The organism is Micromonospora sp. LOL_014, assembly GCF_048060245.1.
Taxonomy (GTDB): domain Bacteria; phylum Actinomycetota; class Actinomycetes; order Mycobacteriales; family Micromonosporaceae; genus Micromonospora_E.
The window spans coordinates 74,462-93,354 of record NZ_JBHMIP010000008.1; the positions used below are offsets into that span (position 1 = coordinate 74,462).

Annotated in this window: 14 protein-coding genes; 5 read left to right on the forward strand and 9 right to left on the reverse strand. The window is 72.5% G+C overall.

Going from position 1 to position 18,893, the window contains the following annotated elements; all coding sequences use genetic code 11:
• Window positions 1-367 precede the first annotated feature (367 nt).
• The 3 genes from ACFHW1_RS09245 to ACFHW1_RS09255 all read left to right on the forward strand — a co-directional run bounded on the left by ACFHW1_RS09245 (window position 368) and on the right by ACFHW1_RS09255 (window position 6,506).
• Window positions 368-2,728, forward strand: a complete 2,361-nt coding sequence (locus ACFHW1_RS09245) for a LuxR C-terminal-related transcriptional regulator (RefSeq protein ID WP_416615230.1) — start codon at window positions 368-370, stop codon at window positions 2,726-2,728.
• Window positions 2,729-2,892: 164 nt separating this feature from the next.
• Window positions 2,893-4,524 carry a hypothetical protein gene (locus ACFHW1_RS09250; RefSeq protein WP_416615232.1) on the forward strand — a complete coding sequence of 544 codons (1,632 nt, stop codon included), beginning with the start codon at window positions 2,893-2,895 and terminating at the stop codon, window positions 4,522-4,524.
• A gap of 161 nt (window positions 4,525-4,685) precedes the next feature.
• Window positions 4,686-6,506 carry a dynamin family protein gene (locus ACFHW1_RS09255; RefSeq protein ID WP_416551887.1) on the forward strand — a complete coding sequence of 607 codons (1,821 nt, stop codon included), beginning with the start codon at window positions 4,686-4,688 and terminating at the stop codon, window positions 6,504-6,506.
• Between the two features lie 72 nt (window positions 6,507-6,578).
• On the opposite strand, the gene ACFHW1_RS09260 is transcribed toward ACFHW1_RS09255, so the two are convergent.
• The 3 genes from ACFHW1_RS09260 to ACFHW1_RS09270 form a co-directional block, all read right to left on the reverse strand.
• On the reverse strand, window positions 6,579-7,268 hold the full coding sequence (locus ACFHW1_RS09260) for a hypothetical protein (protein ID WP_416551888.1): 690 nt from the start codon (window positions 7,266-7,268) through the stop codon (window positions 6,579-6,581).
• Window positions 7,269-7,343: 75 nt separating this feature from the next.
• Window positions 7,344-8,246 (reverse strand): ABC transporter permease, encoded by a 903-nt coding sequence (locus ACFHW1_RS09265; RefSeq protein ID WP_416551889.1) that lies wholly within the window; start codon window positions 8,244-8,246, stop codon window positions 7,344-7,346.
• Window positions 8,246-11,059, reverse strand: coding sequence for an alpha/beta fold hydrolase (locus ACFHW1_RS09270; protein WP_416568937.1), 2,814 nt, complete (start codon window positions 11,057-11,059; stop codon window positions 8,246-8,248). The genes ACFHW1_RS09265 and ACFHW1_RS09270 overlap by 1 nt, the downstream gene beginning before the upstream one ends.
• Window positions 11,060-11,134: 75 nt before the next feature.
• Between ACFHW1_RS09270 and ACFHW1_RS09275 the strand changes: the two genes are divergently transcribed.
• A complete protein-coding gene (locus tag ACFHW1_RS09275; protein ID WP_416615235.1) occupies window positions 11,135-13,375 on the forward strand; it encodes an AAA family ATPase in 2,241 nt (746 codons plus the stop codon).
• 70 nt (window positions 13,376-13,445) lie between these two features.
• Here the strand turns inward: ACFHW1_RS09275 and ACFHW1_RS09280 are convergent, their stop codons facing one another.
• Both ACFHW1_RS09280 and ACFHW1_RS09285 read right to left on the reverse strand, forming a co-directional pair.
• A complete protein-coding gene (locus ACFHW1_RS09280; protein WP_416568949.1) occupies window positions 13,446-13,967 on the reverse strand; it encodes a GNAT family N-acetyltransferase in 522 nt (173 codons plus the stop codon).
• A 203-nt stretch (window positions 13,968-14,170) separates the two neighbouring features.
• Window positions 14,171-15,037, reverse strand: a complete 867-nt coding sequence (locus ACFHW1_RS09285) for a hypothetical protein (protein WP_416551893.1) — start codon at window positions 15,035-15,037, stop codon at window positions 14,171-14,173.
• Between the two features lie 160 nt (window positions 15,038-15,197).
• Between ACFHW1_RS09285 and ACFHW1_RS09290 the strand changes: the two genes are divergently transcribed.
• Window positions 15,198-15,410, forward strand: coding sequence for a hypothetical protein (locus ACFHW1_RS09290; protein ID WP_282232450.1), 213 nt, complete (start codon window positions 15,198-15,200; stop codon window positions 15,408-15,410).
• Window positions 15,411-15,461: 51 nt separating this feature from the next.
• Here ACFHW1_RS09290 and ACFHW1_RS09295 read toward each other — a convergent pair whose 3' ends face one another.
• Genes ACFHW1_RS09295 through ACFHW1_RS09310 form a run of 4 tightly spaced genes read right to left on the reverse strand, consistent with a single transcriptional unit; the run spans window position 15,462 to window position 18,830 of the window.
• A complete protein-coding gene (locus ACFHW1_RS09295) occupies window positions 15,462-15,941 on the reverse strand; it encodes a DUF3263 domain-containing protein (RefSeq protein ID WP_416551894.1) in 480 nt (159 codons plus the stop codon).
• A 31-nt stretch (window positions 15,942-15,972) separates the two neighbouring features.
• The gene (locus tag ACFHW1_RS09300; protein ID WP_416615236.1) at window positions 15,973-16,983 is read right to left on the reverse strand and encodes an ABC transporter permease; all 1,011 of its coding nucleotides are present in this window, start codon (window positions 16,981-16,983) and stop codon (window positions 15,973-15,975) included.
• Window positions 16,980-17,984, reverse strand: a complete 1,005-nt coding sequence (locus ACFHW1_RS09305; protein ID WP_416615239.1) for an ABC transporter ATP-binding protein — start codon at window positions 17,982-17,984, stop codon at window positions 16,980-16,982. The genes ACFHW1_RS09300 and ACFHW1_RS09305 overlap by 4 nt, the downstream gene beginning before the upstream one ends.
• A gap of 60 nt (window positions 17,985-18,044) precedes the next feature.
• Window positions 18,045-18,830 carry a DeoR/GlpR family DNA-binding transcription regulator gene (locus tag ACFHW1_RS09310; RefSeq protein WP_416551897.1) on the reverse strand — a complete coding sequence of 262 codons (786 nt, stop codon included), beginning with the start codon at window positions 18,828-18,830 and terminating at the stop codon, window positions 18,045-18,047.
• Window positions 18,831-18,893 lie beyond the last annotated feature (63 nt).

The following is an 18,893-nucleotide window of genomic DNA, read 5'->3' on the forward strand; positions in this document are numbered from 1 at the left end:
GATATGGCTACAAACCAACTCGGACTCCACATTTTTCACACCGCTACTTCCTAGTCCGCCGGGGATGTGTCGTGTTGTCTCGCTCGTCGGAGTCGGCCATCGGTATCGGACCGACCCACGGATCCACCCGGGCAACTCTGTCGATCAACGAGTTGCTGACCGGCTGAACAGCCCAGCCGGGAGGCACAGCACAGCTGACCACGCGCACGTTCGGCGGCCGGCGGAACGCACGTACGGGATACGGCACACTCAGCGCCCAGGTCGGGCCGAGAGTACACGGTACACGCGTACGGGGTCAGGCCATGCGTCGGCCTGCGGAGCCGTCCGTACACTGCCTCACTGACACGGGCAAGGAGGGGCTGCACCGGTGACTGTCGTGGTGGGTGTGGACGGTTCCGGGCGATCGCGGCGGCTGGGCGAGATCGCCGCAGCCGCCGGCCGACCGGCCGTACGCGTGACGCCCGCGACAACCGACGACCTGCAGGTTCTTCTCGATCAGGCCCGAGCTGACGACGCCCTGGTCCTGGTCGACGACGCGCACCACCTGACCCCGGCAACCTTACGGTCACTGACCGTGGCTGCTCACGGCGGGGTGTCGATGGCGATCGCCCGGCGTCCCACGATCACCGGTCCGGAACTCGCCGACCTGGACGAGGCGGTCTCCGGGCAGGGCCCGGTCGAGCGGCTCGGCCCACTCGCACCGGCCGCCCTGGCCGAGCTGGCAAAGGAGGTCCTCGGCCAGCCGGCCACAGCAGAACACCTGGACGCGCTCCAGGTTGCCTCCGCCGGGCTGGCCGCCGTCGCCGTCGCGGTCGCCGCCGACCCGGCCGGTACGCCGCCCGCGCTGGTCGCCCGGCTACAGCGTCGATTCGCCGCCGCCGGACATGACGCCGCCGGACGCGATGTCGCCGGACGCGATGTCGCCGGGCTGGCCGCGGTCCTGGCACTCGACCTGGACCTGGCCGACGGCGTGGTCTGCGCCGCGACCGGCCTGGACCCGGCCGAGGCGGCCGCCACGATGCGGTCGCTGCGCGACGAGGGATTACTCACCCCCGACGGGGAACGGATGATCCCGGCGGTCGCCCGGGCGGTGCTGTTCGACCTGCCCCCGTCGGAGCGTCGTCGGCTGCACGAGACCGTGGCCACGGCACTGCTGGCCAGCGGTGCCGACCCAGTCCGCGCCGCCGGACAGCTACGCGCCGCGCGGGCCCGGACCCCGACCGCCGCCGACGTCTACCGGCAGGCCGGCGACCGGTTGCGGTTTACCGACCCGGGCAGCGCGCTGACCTGGTACGACGACGCGCTGGACGCCGGCGCCGAGCCGTCCACGGTGACCGCCGGACGGGCCGAGGCGGCCACCCTGCTGGGGGTGCCGGTCGACCTGGACGGGCCGGCTGCGGCACCGGCCGACACCGGCCGGATCGCGCTGGTCGCCGGGGCGGCGGCGGCGTACGACGGCCGCGCCGGTCGAGCGGCGGAGGCGTTGCTGGGCGCCGACGCTCCCGGCCCGGTCCTCGCGGTACCGGCCCTGGTGGTCACCGGTCAGCTGGCCGCCGCGCGGACGGCGGCGACCGGATCGGCTCCGCTGCCGGTGCGGCGACTGGCCGACGCCGCGCTGGCGATGACGGATCCGGCGGCGGCGCTGCCGTTGCTGATCGAGGCCGCCGAGAGTTTCGAGAAGGCACCGCCCCCGGTTGCCGTACCGGACCTGCCGCACGCGGTCGGGGCGCTGGTCGCGGTGGTCGCCGGCGACTCCGCTACCGCCGAGCATCTGCTGGAGCGGGCGTCGACCAGCGGGGCCGGTGGTCCCGTCGCACTGGACCGGCACCGGACGTTGCTGGCCTGGGTCCGGATGCGTACCGGCCGGTACGACTCGGCCGTCGCCGAACTGCGCCGGCTGTCCGGTGCCATGCTGCCCGGCCGTGAACGGCTCACCTACGCCGGCCTCACCGCCGGGATCGCCCGCCGCAGCGGGGACATCGCCCAGCTGCGGACGGCCTGGTCCGTCGCCGAGCCGGTGCTGGCCCGGCGGGCCGTGGACCTGTCCCAGCTGGAAGTGGTCGAGGAACTACTGGTCGCCGCTGCCCGGCTGCGCCACCACCAGCGGATCGCACCGGTCCTGGCCGACCTGGCCGGCATCATCGACCAGCTGGGTCGACCGACGGCATGGACGGTGTCGCTGAGCTGGATCCGGTTGCAGATCGCGGTCGTGAGTGAGGAGCCGGCGGCGGCTGCGGCAGCGGCCGACGAGCTGGGTTCGCTCGACCCGGGCGGATTCCGGCAACAGGCGCAGTGCCGGGCCGCCGGCCGGTGGGCCGCCGTACTCGCCGGCGAGGTCGACCCGGACGCGGTGTTGGCCGACGCCGCCGAACTGGCCGCCGCCGAACTGCCCTGGGAGTCGTCCAGACTGATCGGCCAGGCAGCGGTCCGTACCACCGACGCGTCGGCCGCCCGCCGGCTCCTGGAACGAGCCCGGGAACTGTCCCGGATGGACCCGGTGCCGGACGAGTCGCGGCCGGGGGCCTCGCACGGTGGCCTGTCGGACCGGGAGGTCGAGGTGGCCCGGCTCGTGCTCGCCGGCCGGACCCACCGGGAGATCGGGACGCAACTCTTCCTGTCCCCCAAGACGGTCGAGCATCATGTGGCCCGGATCCGCGGCAAGTTGGGGGTTACCACCCGGGCCGAGATGGTCGCTACGCTGCGAAGTCTGCTCCCCGAGGAGTCCTGACTTGTCGGTTAGCTGACCTGAGCTTGGTGGCACCCCCCTAGACCCCAGAACCTGGCAGGGGGGAAGCCCCGATGCGAGGGGCGGGCGTCGACCCGCAGTCTTGTACCTGTCCGGCCGATCGGACGGACCAGAACCCCTACGAACCACGAATATCAGGAGACATCATGGCCGCGGTAGAAGTCACCCCGTTGATCGTCGAGAAGGTCAAGGCGCTGTTCGACAAGGTGTTCAGCAGCGAAGAAGAGACCGCCAAGTTCCTGGCCGACCCGGAGGGCGCGTTCGCCGCCAACGGGATCGAGGCGGAGACGCTCAACGAGCTCGACGTCGACCAGATCGTCAACGAGGCGGCGTTCGGCAGCAGCGAGGGATCCGGTGGGGGCGGCTTCGCCGGAGGTGGGGGCGGCGGGGGCGGCGGCTTCACCGGAGGGGGTAGCGGCGGGGGCGGGGGCTTCGCTGGCGGGGGGGCCGGTGGAGGCGCCGGAGGGGGCGGCGGCTTCACCGGAGGGGGCGGCGGCGCCGGTGGGGGCTTCGGCGCCGGCGCCGCCGCCAACGTACCGACCCCGGAGGTCGTGCAGCAGGTGACCCAGGTGACGCAGAACTTCACCAACCAGAACTTCATCGACAACTCGCAGACCTTCACCGACAACTCCACGGAGATTGACAACTCGGTGGACGTCGACGTGGACGGTCCGGTGCTGGGCGACATCGACGTCGACTCCGAGAACCTCAACCAGACCGGGGACGGCAACGTCGCCAACACCGGTGACGGGGACGTCAACGCGGCCACCGGCGACGGGGCGGTGGCGCAGCAGGGCGACGGCGACCAGGTCGCCGCGACCGGCGGGTCGGTAGCGGCCGGCGACGACGCGTTCGGCGTCACCGGCGACAACTCGTCGCTGGAGTTCGTCGACGGCGACAAGGTGATCGCCGACGATGGCGCGGTGGTCGGCACCGGCGGCGGCGACGTGCTCGGTGCGACCGGTGACGGCGCGTTCCTCGGCAACTCCGAGTCCGGCGACGTGGTCGGCAACACCGGCGACAACGCCGTCACCGCAGGCGACGACATCGACGGCGTGGTCAACACCGGGACCAACTCCGGCGTGATCGCCGATGGAGACGTCGACCGGACGGTGCTGGGCGACAACACCGGGATCGTCGCTGACGACGTCGACAAGGCCGTGGTCGGCGACAACAACCAGGCTGCCCAGTTCGACATCGACACCAGCGGGGCGGCCGGCGGCGACGCCAGCGGCACCGGTGGGGCCGGCGGCGTCGGTGGCGACGCCGACGCCGACGGGGGCAACGGCGGCGACGGCGGGACGGGTGCCGGCGTCGGTGCCGGCGTCGGTGTCGGGTTGCGAGGCAAGGGCGAAGGTAAGGGCGAGGGTGACGGCGAGGGCGGCGACGGCGGGGCCGGCGGGGCCGGCGGCACCGCGACCGGTGGCAGCGGTGCCGGTGGCGCCGGCACCGGCGGCAACGCCAGCGGCGGCGACGGCGGCGCGCTCGGGCCGATCAACATCAACTTCGGGGGCGGCAGCCAGCAGAACACCACCGACTCGAGGATCGAGGACTCGTCGCTGGCCTCCGGGGGCGACTCGGCCAGCACCCAGGACTCGTTCAACGACCAGTCCACCAACGACTCGTTCAACGACCAGTCGACCGACAACTCGGTGAACACCGACGACTCGTTCAACCAGGAGGACTCGTTCAACACGGAGGACTCGTTCAACACGGAGGACTCGTTCAACAACACCGCCGAGGCGGACACCACTGCGGACCCGACCCTCGGGGCGTGACCGGACAACCACGGAGCGGGCCGGACGTCGCACGGCGTCCGGCCCGGTGAGCGCCAACATGGCGTGGCAGGTCCGGCCGGGGCCTGCCACGCCATGTTGGCGCTCGCACGTTTCCCCGCTGACCACCGCCTGCCGACACCAACCTCGATCGAGGAGCGACGTTGACCGCGAAAACGACACCCCCTGACGCTGACGGCACGCTGCAACGGGCGACACAGATCGTCGATCTCGCGGTACGCGCCTGCGAGGCGTACGACCGCCCCGACCTCGGTGGTCGGCTGGCCACCATCCGGCACACCCTGTCCGACCCGGTGGTGCACGTCGTGGTCGTCGGCGAGTTCAAACAGGGCAAGAGCTCACTGGTCAACGCGCTGGTCGGGACGAAGATCTGCCCGGTCGACGACGACGTGGCCACCGTCCTGCCGACCTACCTCCGGCACGGACCGCAGCCGTCGGCGCAACTGCTGTTCAGCGACGACCCCGCCCGGCGGGAGCCGCTGCCCATCGATCAGGTGCAGGATGTGGTTCTGGAACGGGCCACCGGCGGCGCCACCCCACCCGGGATCGCCGGGGTGGAGGTCCGGCTGCCGCGCAACATCCTGTCGAACGGCCTCGTCATGGTCGACACCCCGGGAGTCGGCGGTCTGGGCTCGGTCCACGCCGCAGCCAGCCTGGCCGCCGCGTCAATGGCCGACGCGCTGCTGTTCGTCACCGACGCTGCCCAGGAGTTGACCCGCAGCGAGCTGGACTTCCTGCGGCAGGCCCACGAGGTGTGCCCGACGGTGGTGTGCGTGATCACCAAGACGGACTTCTATCCGCACTGGCGGAAGATCCGGGACCTGGACGAGGGCCACCTGCGCCGCGAGGTCGAAATGCCGATCATCCCGGTGTCGTCCGCGCTGCGGCTGCGGGCAGTCGCCGGCAACGACAAGGAACTCAACGCCGAGTCCGGGTTCCCGGACCTGGTCAAGTTCGTGACACAGCGGGTGGCCGGTGGCGCGGCGACCCGGGTCGCCACACAGGCCGCCGCGTCGGTCGTCGGCATCTGCGAGCAGATGGAGAACCAGTTCAAGGCCGAGCACGCCGCGCTCGCCGACCCGGAGGCCGCCGCCACGGTGGTGGCCGAGCTCAACGCGGTGAAGCAGCGGGTCGAGTCGCTCAAAGCGGCCGCAGCGAAGTGGCAGCAGACGCTGAGCGACGGGATCTCCGATCTCAACGCCGACGTCGACTACGACCTGCGCGGCCGGCTCCGGCGCATCCTCGAAGAGGCCGACGCCGCGATCGAGGAGATCGACCCCGCTGACGCCTGGGACGAGACCGAACGCTGGCTGCAGGCCAGGGTGTCCAACGAACTGCTGGCCAACTACATGATGCTGCGTGACCGGGCGATGAGCCTGAGTGACGACGTGGCTCTACACTTCCAGGAGGCCGCTGGCGAGGTGCTTCGCCACGTCGCGATCCCCGACCCGGTCCCGTTGGTCGGCACCGCACAGGTGGACCACAAGATCGAGCTGGCCAAGATGAAGCTTGGCAAGCAGGCGATGGTGGCGCTCAAGAGCGCCTACGGAGGCGCGCTCATGTTCGTCATGCTCGGCTCGTTGACCGGGATCGCGCTCGGCCCGATCGGTATCGGAATCGGGCTGGTGATGGGCCGCAAGGGCCTGCGCGAGGAGAAGAAGCGGCAACGCGTCAACCGGCAGAACCAGGCGAAGAACGCCGTCCGGCGGTACTGCGACGAGGTCAGTTTCGTGATGACCAAGGACTCCCGGGACACGCTGCGCCGGATTCAGCGCCAGCTCCGCGACCACTACAGCGCGCTGGCCGAGGAGTTGTCCCGGTCGAACGCCAAGGCGCTGGCCGCCGCGTCGGAGGCCGCTCAGCGGACCAAGGCCGAGCGGGAGAGCCGGCTCCGCGATCTGAACGCCGAGTTGGACCGGCTGCGTCAGCTACGCGAGCACGCCACCGCGATCGTCGGCGCCTGACGTCACATCGGACCGCAGGACATCGCCAGAGGGTCCACACCGGCTCGGCCCGGGTCGGCCACGCCGATCCGGTCAGCCGGCCCCGAGGTCGTCGATCTCTGCGACACCGTCCACCCCGGCGGTGCCCTCGGATATCGGCGGCAACGCCCACGGGTCACCGGACGGTAGCGGACCGTCCAGGAGATCCGCCGCGTCCGGTTGGCCGTCATGGCTGGCCGGTTCGGCGTCGTCCCCGGTCGGGCCGGCCGGGAATGGCTCGACCGTTGCCGGCTCACGATCGTCGACGGACGGGCCGTCGCCGCGGCCGAACGCCGCGTCCATCCCCGGTCCGGCCGCGAAACCCGGGTCGTCGAACCCGGCTGGGGTGTCGAACCCGGCTGGGGTGTCGAACCCCGGACCGTCCGGCGGCGCCGCGTCGAGCCCCAGGCCGTCCAGGTCCGGGCCGTCGAACGCCGGATCATCCGGCATGGCAGCGTCGAACGCCGGGGCCGGAGCCGTGGCGAGCAGGTCGAGCGGCGAGGCCAGCTCATCCGGTACGGTGCCGTCGCCGCCGACCTGGCTGTGCGCCGTGACGAACGGGGCCAGATGTTCGGCCACCTCAGCCGGGGCGGTGTCCGCGAAGCTGACCACGGCCTGCGCCAGCAACTCCGGGGGAAGGTCCGCGTAGCCGTTGGCATCGAGCACGGCAGCGACGTCGCTGTGGGCTGCGGCGTCGCCGGGCAGCCCAGCGAAGATCTCGTGCAGGGATCGCGCCGGTGCCATGTGACCACTGTAAGAAGAGCACCACCCGGACCGGCAAGGGGGACATCCCCGCCCCGCCCCCTAACCCTGCGACGGTCAGGACGTGACGTCCTTGCGGGTGAACCGCCAGAACGCCAACGACAGGAAGACCGTGGCGTACGTCAACGCCGACACGCAGCCGCGTACCACGTCGTCGGTCTGCATCGGGGTCGACAGCAGCCCCAGCCAGGCGGTGCTGAAATGGGTCGGCAGGAAGTCCCGCAGCACGCCCAGCGCGGTGATCTGGTCCAGGATGCTGGACAGGATCCACAGCAGCACCGCGCCGCCGACCGCGCCGAGCGCCGCGTCGGTCGACACCGACAGCAGGAACGCCAGCGACGCCACGATCAGCAGCACCACCGCCAGGTAACCGAGGATGCCGAGCAGCCGCAGCGTGCCCTCCCCGGCCGGGATCTCGGCAGCCACCGTCGAACGCAGCGGCGACCAGCCGTACCGCAGGGTGCCGACCAACAGCGCGGTCGCGGCGAGGACCAGAACCGACAACCCGGAGTACGCCAACGCGGCGACCAGCTTCACCGCCAGCAGCCGGGCCCGGGGCACCGGCACGGCCAGCAGATAGCGCAGGCTCCCCCAGCTCGCCTCGCTGGCCACCGTATCGCCACAGAACAACGCCACCGCCACCACCAGCAGAAACGTCGACGACACGAAGATGGTGAACAGGGCGAAGTTCAACCCGCCGGTGGTGGCCAGCTCGACCAGGCTGGCGAACTCGCCGCCGCCGTTGTCGTCGTCACCGTCGTCGAACTCGAAGGCGATCAGCACGATCAACGGCAGCAGCACCATGAAACCCAGCGTCAGCTGAGTGCGACGGCGGGCCGCCTGGCGGCGTACCTCGGCCCAGAACGGCAAGGTGGCGCGAGCCCGGTAGCCGGCGGCGGCGCCGGACTGATCGACCGGCCGGTCCGGCTGCCGCACGTCCGATGATCCGACGGTAGCCATCAGCGGTCCCCGCTTCCCCGTGAGTTCTCGCCGACCAGGGCGAGGAATGCATCCTCCAGCCGGCGGCGGGGCACCACCCGGTCCACCGCCACCCCGGCCCGGACCAGCTCCGCGACCACCTCGCTGCGCGGCGTACCGTCGACGTCGACGATCAGTCCGCCGTTGTCGGCGGCGACGGTACGCACCCCGGCCAGCCGCTTCAGCACCGCTTCGGCGGCGGCCACGTCCGAGACGTCGAACTGCACACTCGGCGAATCCCCGACGATGTCGTCGACCGGTCCGGCGGCCACGATCCGGCCCTTGTTGACCACCACCGCGTGGGTGCAGGTCTGCTCCACCTCGGCCAGCAGATGGCTGGAGACCAGCACCGCCCGCCCACCGGTGGCGTACCGCTTCAGCACCCGGCGCATCTCGGCGATCTGCGGCGGGTCCAGCCCGTCGGTCGGTTCGTCGAGCACCAGCAGCTCCGGCAGCCCGAGCATGGCCTGGGCGATGGCCAGCCGTTGGCGCATCCCATGGCTGTAGTTGCGGATCCTGCGGTGGACCGAATCCCCCAGCCCGGCAATCGCCAGGGCCTCGTCGAAGTGCGCGTCCGCCGCCGGGCGTCCGGTGGCCCGCCAGTACGCCCGGAGGTTGTCGATGCCGGACAGGTGCGGCAGGAACCCGGGCCCCTCGACGAGTGACCCGATCCGGGACAGCACCGGCGCGCCGGGCACCAGCCGGTGGCCGAAGACCAGGATCTCACCACGGGTCGGCTGGGTCAGCCCCATCAGCACCCGCAGGGTGGTGGTCTTGCCGGCACCGTTCGGCCCGAGCAGGCCGACGACCTGGCCGCGTTCGACGGTGAAGTCGACCCGCTCGACCGCGACGAACCCGTCGGCGTACTCCTTGCGCAGGTCCCGCACCACCAGCGGGGTCTGCGCGCGCGCGGCGTCGACGGTGTGGTCGGTGCGCCGCTGCCGCAGCCGCACCACGGCGAGGACCACGACCAGTCCGACGACGATCGCGGCGACCAGCCCGGCGAGCACCCAGCGCCACAGCGCTGCCGAGGTGGCAATCGGCTCACCGGCCACCTGCGGCAGGACGACCGGCGCGCGGTCGGTGCCCCCGGCCGCGGTGCCGTCGCCGACCGCGACCGTGTAGACGGTCGGCTCGACCGGGGTGGCGTACCCCTGGTCCGAGGTGGCGACCACGATCCGCAGCCGGTTGCCGGCCTCGAACCGGTGCACGATCGCCGGCAGGGTCACCTCGACCGGTTGCGCCTGCGCGATGTCCGCCGGCAGGCCGGTCAGCCGCACCGGCGCGACCAGCCCACCGGGCAGGCTCATCGCGCCGTCCGGGTCGACGTCGTACAGCTTGACGAACAGCACCGCCGCACCGGTCGGCGACGCGGCCCGGACGGTCACCGTCGGCGCGCCGACCACGTCGACCGGGTCGGCCAGCGGCGCCGAGTCGAAGTGGCTGTGCTGTCCGGGCAGTTCGCTGACCAGACCACCGGCCACGCCACCGAGCGCGCCGGCCAGCCCGCCGGCCATCGGCAGCGAGGAGACCGCCGCCGGGTTGCCGGCCGGTGGGTTGACGATCAACTGCGGCGGACCGTCGACGGTGACCGTCGTCGTTGCCGTGCCGGCGGTGCCGGGGTAGTCGGTGATCCGGTAGCCGGTGGCGACCAGTCCCCGGTCCATCGCGTCGAAGCCGGCGATCCGCGACCAGGTGAAGCTGCCGCCCGGGGCCTCGCCGTCCCCGGCGACGTGGTGGTCCAGCCACTGCGCGGTGAGGAACTTGACCCGGTCCTGGTCGGTCAGCGGACCGCTGCCACCGTCATGACCACCGGTGTACCAAGCGACCCGCACCGGGGTGCCGCTCGCGGCGATGCCCCGGGCGTTGGCGTCGGCCTGGGCCAGCGGGAACAGCGTGTCCGCCGTGCCCTGGATCAGCAGCGTCGGCGCGGTGATCCGGTCCAGCACCTGAGCCGGGCTGGACCGCTGCAGCAACGCCACCGCCGCTGGGTCCCCCCGGCCGGTGGTGGCGATCCGCAGGTACGCGGCGCACACGTCGGCGGCGAACCGCCCGCACTGCGGATCGGGCCCACCCGGATCCGCCGGCACCCCCGGCCCGCCGGCGGGTGCCCCGGCGCTGCCGAAGAACAGCCCGGCCCAGCCCTTCTTGAACACCCCGTCGACCGGGTCACCGCCGGTCGACTCCGGCAGGAACGCACCGGCCAGGTCGTTCCAGGTGATCATCGGCACGATCGCGTTGACCCGGTCGTCGGCGGCGGCCAGCAGCAGCGCCAACGCGCCGCCGTACGAGCCGCCCACCACCCCGACCTGCGGGTCCCCGGCAGCGTCGGTACGCACCTCCGGGCGCTGCGCCAGCCAGTCGAGCAGCCGGGCGGCGTCGCGCACCTCGTGGTCGGGGCTGTTCAGGTGGATCTGTCCGCCGCTGGCCCCGAACCCGCGCGCCGAGTACGCCAGTACCGCGTACCCGAGGGTGGCCAGCTCCTCGGCGTCGGCGGCCACCGACTGCTTGGACCCGCCGAAGCCGTGGGCGAGCAGCACCGCCGGCACCGGATTGGCCGCCGAGGCCGTCTCCGGCAGGTAGAACGTGGTGTCCAGGTCGACCGGCTGGTCACCGTCCGGGCCGGAGCGGACCGTGAGCCGCTGCTCGGTCACCGCGTACGGCACCGACTCGGGCCAGACCGCCCAGGTGACCACGCCGGCGACCAGGGCGAGCGCGAGCAGCCCGCCGGTCAGCCGCCGCTGGTACGACCCGGGCAGGACCCGACGCAGCCGCGTGGACAAGGGAGTCGGCATGTGCCACACGGTACGGCCACCGTCCGCCGGCCAGCTGTGAACCCTCTCAGCCGCAGCGGTGGATAGGCTCGGCGGGTGGCCGACCCCGAACTGACCTTGACCGCGAGCCTGCGGCCCGCCGCGCTGGACGCCCGCCGGGGCATCGTCCGACTGCACCCGGAGGTGCTGGCCGCGCTCGGCGTCACCGCCGGCACGCCGGTGCGGCTGACCGGGCGACGCAGCACCGCCGGGGTCGCGGCCCGCGCCGAGGCCGGCGCCAGCCGCGCCCTGCTGTACGCCGACGACCTGACCCTGGGCAACCTCGGTGTCCGTGACGGCGGTCAGGTGACCGTGGCCCCGGCACCGGAGGTCGCCGCCCGCCGGCTGACCCTGGACGGACCGGTCGAGATCGCCGCGGTGGTCAGCCCGGAGATGCTGCGGCTGGCCCTGCTCGGCAAGGTGGTCACCGCCGGTGACGACGTGTCGCTGCTGCCGCAGGACGTCTTCTCCGACTCGGCGCACCGCGGCCTGATGGAGGCGGCCAGACGCAGCCTCGCCAACGTCGTCGGGTACGCCTGGACCAGCACCCTGCTGACGGTCGCCGACGCTGAGCCGGCCAACCTGGCCCGGACCGGGGACCCGGTGCTGGTCACGATGGACACCGTGGTGGCCTGGCGGCACGGGCCGGCCACCCACGGGTCGTCCGGGGAGGAGGTCCGCCCGGCCGGGCCGGTGTCGCCGGCACCGGCACCGGACTTCGTCGACGAGCCGGCACCCAACCTGGATGACCTGCCCGGCCTGCGGGCCCAGGCACACGAGCTGACTGAGCTGCTCGACCTCGGCTTCCACCACCGGGAGGTGCTGGACCGGCTGGGCACCACCGTGTCGCTCGGCGTACTGCTCAGCGGGCCGGCCGGGTCCGGCAAGTCGGCGCTGGTGCGTGCGGTCGCCGCCGACCTGGACGCCCGGGTGGAGACGCTCTGGGCGCCGGAGCTCGCCGCGCTCACCAACGACGCCGCGGCACAGCGGCTGCGTCGGGCCGCCGAGTCGGTACGCCGCGGCGACGCCGCAGTGCTACTGATCGCCGACGTGGACGCGGTCGCGCCCCGCGACGAGCCGGGTCCGTTGTCGACCGTGTTCCGGCAGGTGCTGGCCGAGACGGTGGCCGCCGGGGCGGCGGTGGTCTGCACCACCAGCCACCCGGAGGCGCTGGATCCCGGGCTACGCGGCCCGGACCTGCTCACCGTGCAGGTCGCGGTGCCGCTGCCGGACGCCGCGATGCGTCGGGAACAGCTGGCCGTGCTGACCCGGGGCATGCCGTTGGAGGACGACGTCCGGCTCGACGACGTCGCCGGGCGTACCCCCGGGTTCGTCGCCGCCGACCTGGCCGCGCTGGCCCGCGAAGCCGGGGTACGGGCGGCGCTGCGGCAGAAGTCGGCGGAGGCGCCGATGGTGGCCGCTGCCGACTTCGAAGCCGCGCTGGAGGTGGTCCGGCCCACCTCGATGGCGACGTCCACTCTAGAGCTGGCGCGGGTGACACTGGACGACGTCGGCGACATGGCCCAGGTCAAGCAGATGCTGACCGAGTCGGTGCTCTGGCCGTTGACCTACCCGGACACCTTCGCCCGGTTGGGCGTGCAGCCGCCGCGCGGGGTGCTGCTCTACGGTCCGCCGGGCTGCGGCAAGACGTTCCTGGTGACCGCGCTGGCCGGCACCGGCAAGGCCAACGTGCTGTCGGTCAAGGGCGCCGAGCTGCTGTCGAAGTGGGTCGGGGAGAGCGAACGGGCGGTCCGCGAACTGTTTCGCCGGGCCCGCGAAGCAGCGCCGACCCTGGTGTTCCTGGACGAGGTGGACGCCCTGGCACCGATACGCGGGCAGGCGTCCGACGGCGGCACCACCGACCGGGTGGTCGCCGCGCTGCTCACCGAACTGGACGGGGTCGAGGCGCTGCGCAACGTCGTGGTGATCGGTGCGACGAACCGGCCGGACCTGGTCGACCCGGCCCTGCTACGGCCGGGCCGGTTGGAGCGGTTGGTGTACGTACCGCCGCCGGACGGTGCCGCGCGCACCGAGATCCTCAAGGCGGCGGCGAAGTCGGTGCCGCTCGCCGACGATGTGGAGCTGACCGAGCTCGCCGCGTCGTTGGACGGGTTCTCGGCGGCGGACTGCGCCGCGCTGGTCCGCGAGTCGGCGCTGGCCGCGATGCGGGAGTCATTGGAGGCATCATCGGTGACCGCCGCGCACGTCGCGGCGGCCCGGGACCGGATCCGGCCGTCGCTGGATCCGGCGCAGGTGGCCTGGCTGGCCGCGTACGCCGAACAGCAGTCCGCCCGGTAGGGGCACGTCGCGCCCTTGAAGTGCCGCTGCGCGCCAGACGCGCCGGCATACCCGGGTCAGCGCGCCCGGATCAGCCGGCCAGGTCAGTGGTGAACGCCTCGTCCAGCCAGAACCGGGCGTGCACCTGGCCCTGCTCGACCCCGATGATCGCGCCGCACCGCCGCAGCAGGTTGATCGCCGACCGGTTGGCCGGGGTGGTCCGGGCGATGACCAGGTGGGCACCGAGCCGGACCGCTTCGTCCAGCACCGCGCGTAGCGCGGCGGAGCCGACCCCCCGCCCACGGGCGGACCGGCCGAGCCAGATGCCGGTCTCCACGACGGAAGGGGTGTCGAGCCGGCTGAGCCGGATGCCGCCGACCACGTCCCCGCCGATGGTGACCGCGTAGACGATGGTGCCGGCGGGCCCGAACTGCCCGCCGCCGAAGTGGGACCGGTAGAACGTGCGAAAGGCGTCCCGGCGGGCGGCGGTCCAACCGGCCGGGCCGGGCACCGGCGGCATCACCTCACCCGGCTCGGCTTCGGCCACGGCGGCGGAGAGCAACGGCTCCAACAGGTCGTCGCTCATCGGGGTCAACCGCACGTCGTGCCGCACGGCGGTAGTCTCCCAGGCCGGTGCCGATTCCGCCTTACTCATTCCGCACCTCCCGTCTACCCAGCTACCGGCCCCTGGGACGGATACTTGCTCAGTTCCAGCGCTGCCGAAACGGCCTTCGGGACACCGGTCACCCGTCGACCGGCGGCCCCGGTCCAGCCCGCCAGCTGTTGTCCCAGCTCAGTACGCATCGACTGACCGGATCAGCCGGTATCGAAAAGGCAGAATATCGCCGTGGCGTCGTCGTGCCGCTTGTGACCGGTCGACGGATCCGGCTCGGCGGTCTCGGCGACCCGTACCTGGCGGATCAACTCGGCCGACCCGGCCTCGGCGAGCAGCTCCATCAGCTGCGGCCAGCTGTACAGCCCGAACCGTTCGACGGCCCGCGACGCCCCGTCACTGAGCAACGCCGCCCGGGTGATCCGGCCCGGTCCGGTCAGCGGCAGGGTGCCGCAGAGCGCCCGGTCGGCCGCAGCCGGGTCGGCGGCGGCCACCCAGTAGCCGTCCGGCTGGTTCATCCACTGCCGCTGCCACCGTACGGCCCGGTGGTAGCGGTGCCGCGGGTCGTCGGTGGCCGGCGGATCGTGCTGTCCGCGCAGCCTGGCCATGATTTCGGCCAACCGGTTGTCGGCCACCACGCCGACCTGCCCGGCGGCTTCGAACACCAGTGGACTGTCGCACAGCACCAGGTAGTCCAGGTGCCCACCGGAGCGGCGCAGCAGGCACACCGTGGCCGACGGGGTGCCCGGGTGGTCCACGTCGCAGGTGGCCGCGTGGTCGTCGCGGACCGCCCGGATGGCCTCGGCGAGCAACCCGGCCAGCGGCGCGGCCGGTGTAGCAGCGCTGGCCAACCCGAGCCGGGCGGCGAGCCGGCGCACGTACCAGGCCGGCCCGTGGCTGCAGCCGGTGTCGAAGCCGGCGGGAGCGGTGGCACCGTCCAGCACTCCGACCAGGTCGCCGTACTGCAGGATCTGGTCCTCGTTGTCCGATTGTCCGGGCGCGGCAACGGAACATGCGTCCACCCGCATGGTCGGCAGGCTGGTCGGCGGGACCGACGGCTGGCTTGTCACCGCCGGCACCGGAGTCGGTCGGGAATCACCCTGAGCATCTCTCACCAACTCTCGGAATCCAGTCCGTCACCGACGGTAGCTTGACCGGTAGGTGGGTGTCGAGGATCGCGGGCCGCGCGGCGCACGTGACAGCGGCGCCCGGGACACAGGGGGACCACAGATGTTGCGTCAACTGCACGAGAAGGGCCTGCGGGCCGAACACATGTACGTCGCCGGCATCGTCAGCATCGGGATATCGCTGACCAGTTGGGTGCTGTCCAAGCGGTTCGAGGCGGCGGGCGTCGACCGGGCTGACCGGTGGGGCATCTTCGTCGGCGAATGGGCACCGACGTTCATCGCGCTCGGCAACGGGCTCAAGATGTACGAGAAGTGACCGGCCGACACCGACTGGCCGGCCCTGGCCGGCCTGCCCCGGCGGCCCGGCTCAGCCGCGCCGGGCTCGCGACCGGGCGGCCCGAAGCCGGCGGAGCCGGGCCACCAGCACCGGTTCGACGGCCAGCGCGGCCGGGTTGTCCAGCAACTGGTTGAGCAGCTGGTAGTAGCGGGTGGCGGAGAGACCGAAGGTGTCCCGGATCGACTGTTCCTTGGCACCGGCGTGCTTCCACCACTGCCGTTCGAAATCGAGGATCCGCTGCTCACGCTCGGTCAGCCCGGTCGCGGCCGGGCCGGCGGCAGCCGTACCGCTGACGGTGTCGGCGCCGACCGGCACGGTGCCGGCGTCGGACCCGCCGACGTCGACCGGCTCGGTGCCGGCGTCGTCGTACCCGTCGGCGTCGAGCGGCTCGCTGCGTTGCCGGGGAACGCCGGCCGTCGTCCGGGGGACCGACCCGGCGCCCGGTCCGGTCCGGGGTTCGTCAGCAGCCGGCACCTCACCAGGGTAATCGCCCACCCGACGGGTACGCATCCGCCGGTTTGCGCCGTCGGGTGTGTCGGGCTCAGCTGACGTCGCGCCGACGCACCGTCCACGCCGCGACGACCGACACCAGCAGCACCACCGCCGCCATCAGCACACCGGTGTGCATCCAGGTCAGTTCCATGGTCGGCGGTACGCAGCCGGGCTGCCCGACGCAGGCCTGCCAGTTGGTCAGCTCGATCGACGAGTCCATCCAGGCGATCCAGTACACCGGCAGCAGCCATGCCTCGACGAAGGTCGCGTCGGTCACGTCGGCGAGGAAACTCAACGCGGACTGGCCCAGCACGAGTACGGCGAGGACGCCGCCGAGCGCCAACGCGGTGTGCCGGCCGATCGCGGCCAGCCCGAAGCCGACCGTGGCGGCCGCGACCACCAGCACCACCACCCGCAGCTCGGTCAACGCGATGGACCGCCAGGCGCCGGCGGTCATCTCGGCGGTCGAGCCGCGCCACACGGCGGTGGCCCAGAGCGCCGCCGTCCACAGCAGCACGGCGGGCACCGTCACCGCCAGTACGCCGGTCAGCAGCGCGGCCAGCTTGGTGAACAGGACACGGAGCCGGCGTGGCCGCCACAGCAGCAGGTTCATCATCCCGCCGGAGGTCCACTCGGCACCGATGAACGACGCCCCCGCCACGAAGAAGACCAGGGTCGACAGGGTGGCGAAGACGTACAGGGTGGCCGGAAACTCGCGGTGGAAGGTGAACGTCGCCGGCAGGTACGGCTCGGCCGGGTACATGTCCCGGGTCGGCGGCACGATGTCGGCACAGTTCGATGGGAAGCGGTTCGGGTCGGCGGCGCCGCTGGTCTGGCTGCGCTCGCATTCGGCCTGCCACTGCTCGGCCCATTCGACCCCGGCCCGGTACTCGGCCTCGGCGGTGCGCTCGGCTTCGGCGAACGCCGCCGGGCCGATCTTCTGGTTGCCGAGGAACGTCCCGACGGCGATCGCGACCAGCGCCAGCAGCACGGCGGCCACCAGGTAGCGGACGAAGCGTCGTTTGCCGAGGCGGCGCAGCTCGGCCCGGTACAGGTTCATCGCCCGGCTCCCGTCGGGTCGGCGGCGACCGTCTGCTCGGCGTCGGCGGCATGGCCGTCGTCGGCCGTCGGGGCGTCGTCGGCGGTCAGCTGGAGGAAGACACTTTCCAGGTCGGCGGTGACCGGGGTCAGTTCGCTGACGTACAGGCCGGCGGCGGCGAGGGTACGGGTCACCCGGGCCGGCTGGTCGACCCCGTGCACCACCAGGTGGTCGGCGTGCCGGGTGACGGTGACCGGCGGGCCGTCGGCGGCGGTGAGGGCCGTCTCGGCGGCCGGCAGGTCGGCGGCGGCTTCCAGGCGTACCCGCAGACCGCCGGCGGAGTGCGCGGCCAGCACCTCGGCGACCGGGCCGGCGGTGACCCGGCGGCCCCGCGAAATGATCGTCACCGAGTCGCAGATCACCTGGATTTCGCCGAGGATGTGGCTGGACAGCACCACGGTGGTGCCGGCGGCGACCAGGTCACGCATCAGGGTGCGCATCTCCCGGATGCCGGCCGGGTCGAGGCCGTTGGCCGGCTCGTCGAGGATCAGCAGCGCCGGTTCCTTCAGCAGCGCCGATGCGACGGCCAGCCGTTGACGCATGCCGAGCGAGTAGGTGCGGACCCGCTCGCCGGCCCGGTCGGCGAGGCCGACAAGGTCCAGCACCGCCGGCACCCGCTGCGGAGCAAGACCGCCCGCTTGGGCGAGCAGCGACAGGGTGTCCCGGGCGGTGAAGTGTGGGAAGAACTGTGGACTTTCCACGATGGCACCGACCCGGCCGATCACCGCCGGCAGCTGCTGCGGGACCGGCTGGCCGAGGATCGCCATCCGGCCGCCGTTCGGCGCGACCAGACCGAGCAGGGTACGCAGTGTGGTGGTCTTGCCGGATCCGTTCGGGCCGAGGAAGCCGTGCACCTGGCCGGCCTCGACCCGCATGTCGAAGCCGTCGACGGCATGCCGGACCCCACGTCGACGGCTGCGGTAGGTCTTACGCAGCCCGGAGATTTTCAGTACGGCCGTCATCCGCCACCTCCGCCGCGTACCCGACGTCAGAACAAGGACACACCATACGGGACAGACGGCTCAGGCGGTGACCACCGTCACGCCGAGTTCGCGGAAGACGGCGACCGTGCCGGGCTCGGCGCCGGAGTCGGTGATCAGGGTCTCCACCCGGTCGATCGGGCAGATCCGGGCGAAGGCGTGCCCGCCCAGCTTCGACCCGTCGGCGATGATCACCACCCGCTTGGCGCGGGCCACCATCAGCGCGTTCATCGACGCTTCGCCCTCGTGGTGGGCGGCGGCGCCGAGCTGCGGGTCGATCGCGTCGACGCCGAGCAGCGCGACGTCCAGGGTGACCTCCCGCAGCAGCGCGCCGCCGAGCGGCCCGACCAGCTCGAACGACTGCGGGCGGACCACCCCGCCGGCGACGACGATCTTCATCCGGGAGCGGACCAGCAGCTCGTTGGCGATGTTCAGCGCGTTGGTGACCACGGTCAGCTGGGCGCCGTCCGCGCTGGTGTTCAGATCCGGGCGTACGGCGAGCGCGCGGGCCACCTCGGTGGTGGTGGTGCCGCCGTTGAGCCCGACGACCATGCCGGGTTCGACGAGTGCGGCGGCGGCCGTGCCGATGCGCTGCTTCTCCGCCGAGTGCTTGGCGGTCTTGTAACGCAGCGGCAGGTCGTAGGAGACGCCGTTGGCGACCGCGCCGCCCCGGGTACGGGTGATCATCTGTTGCTGGGCGAGCTGGTCGAAGTCGCGGCGGATGGTGGCCTGGGAGACGTCGAGGCGGGTGGCGGCGTCCTCGACGGTGATCCGGCCGCTGTCGGTGAGCAGTTCCAGCAGAGCGTTCCACCGTGCGTACCGATCCATGCCGCCCCTTCCCACGCCTCGCTGCTACCGCGCCTCGCTGCTTACCACGTCCAGCTGCGCAGA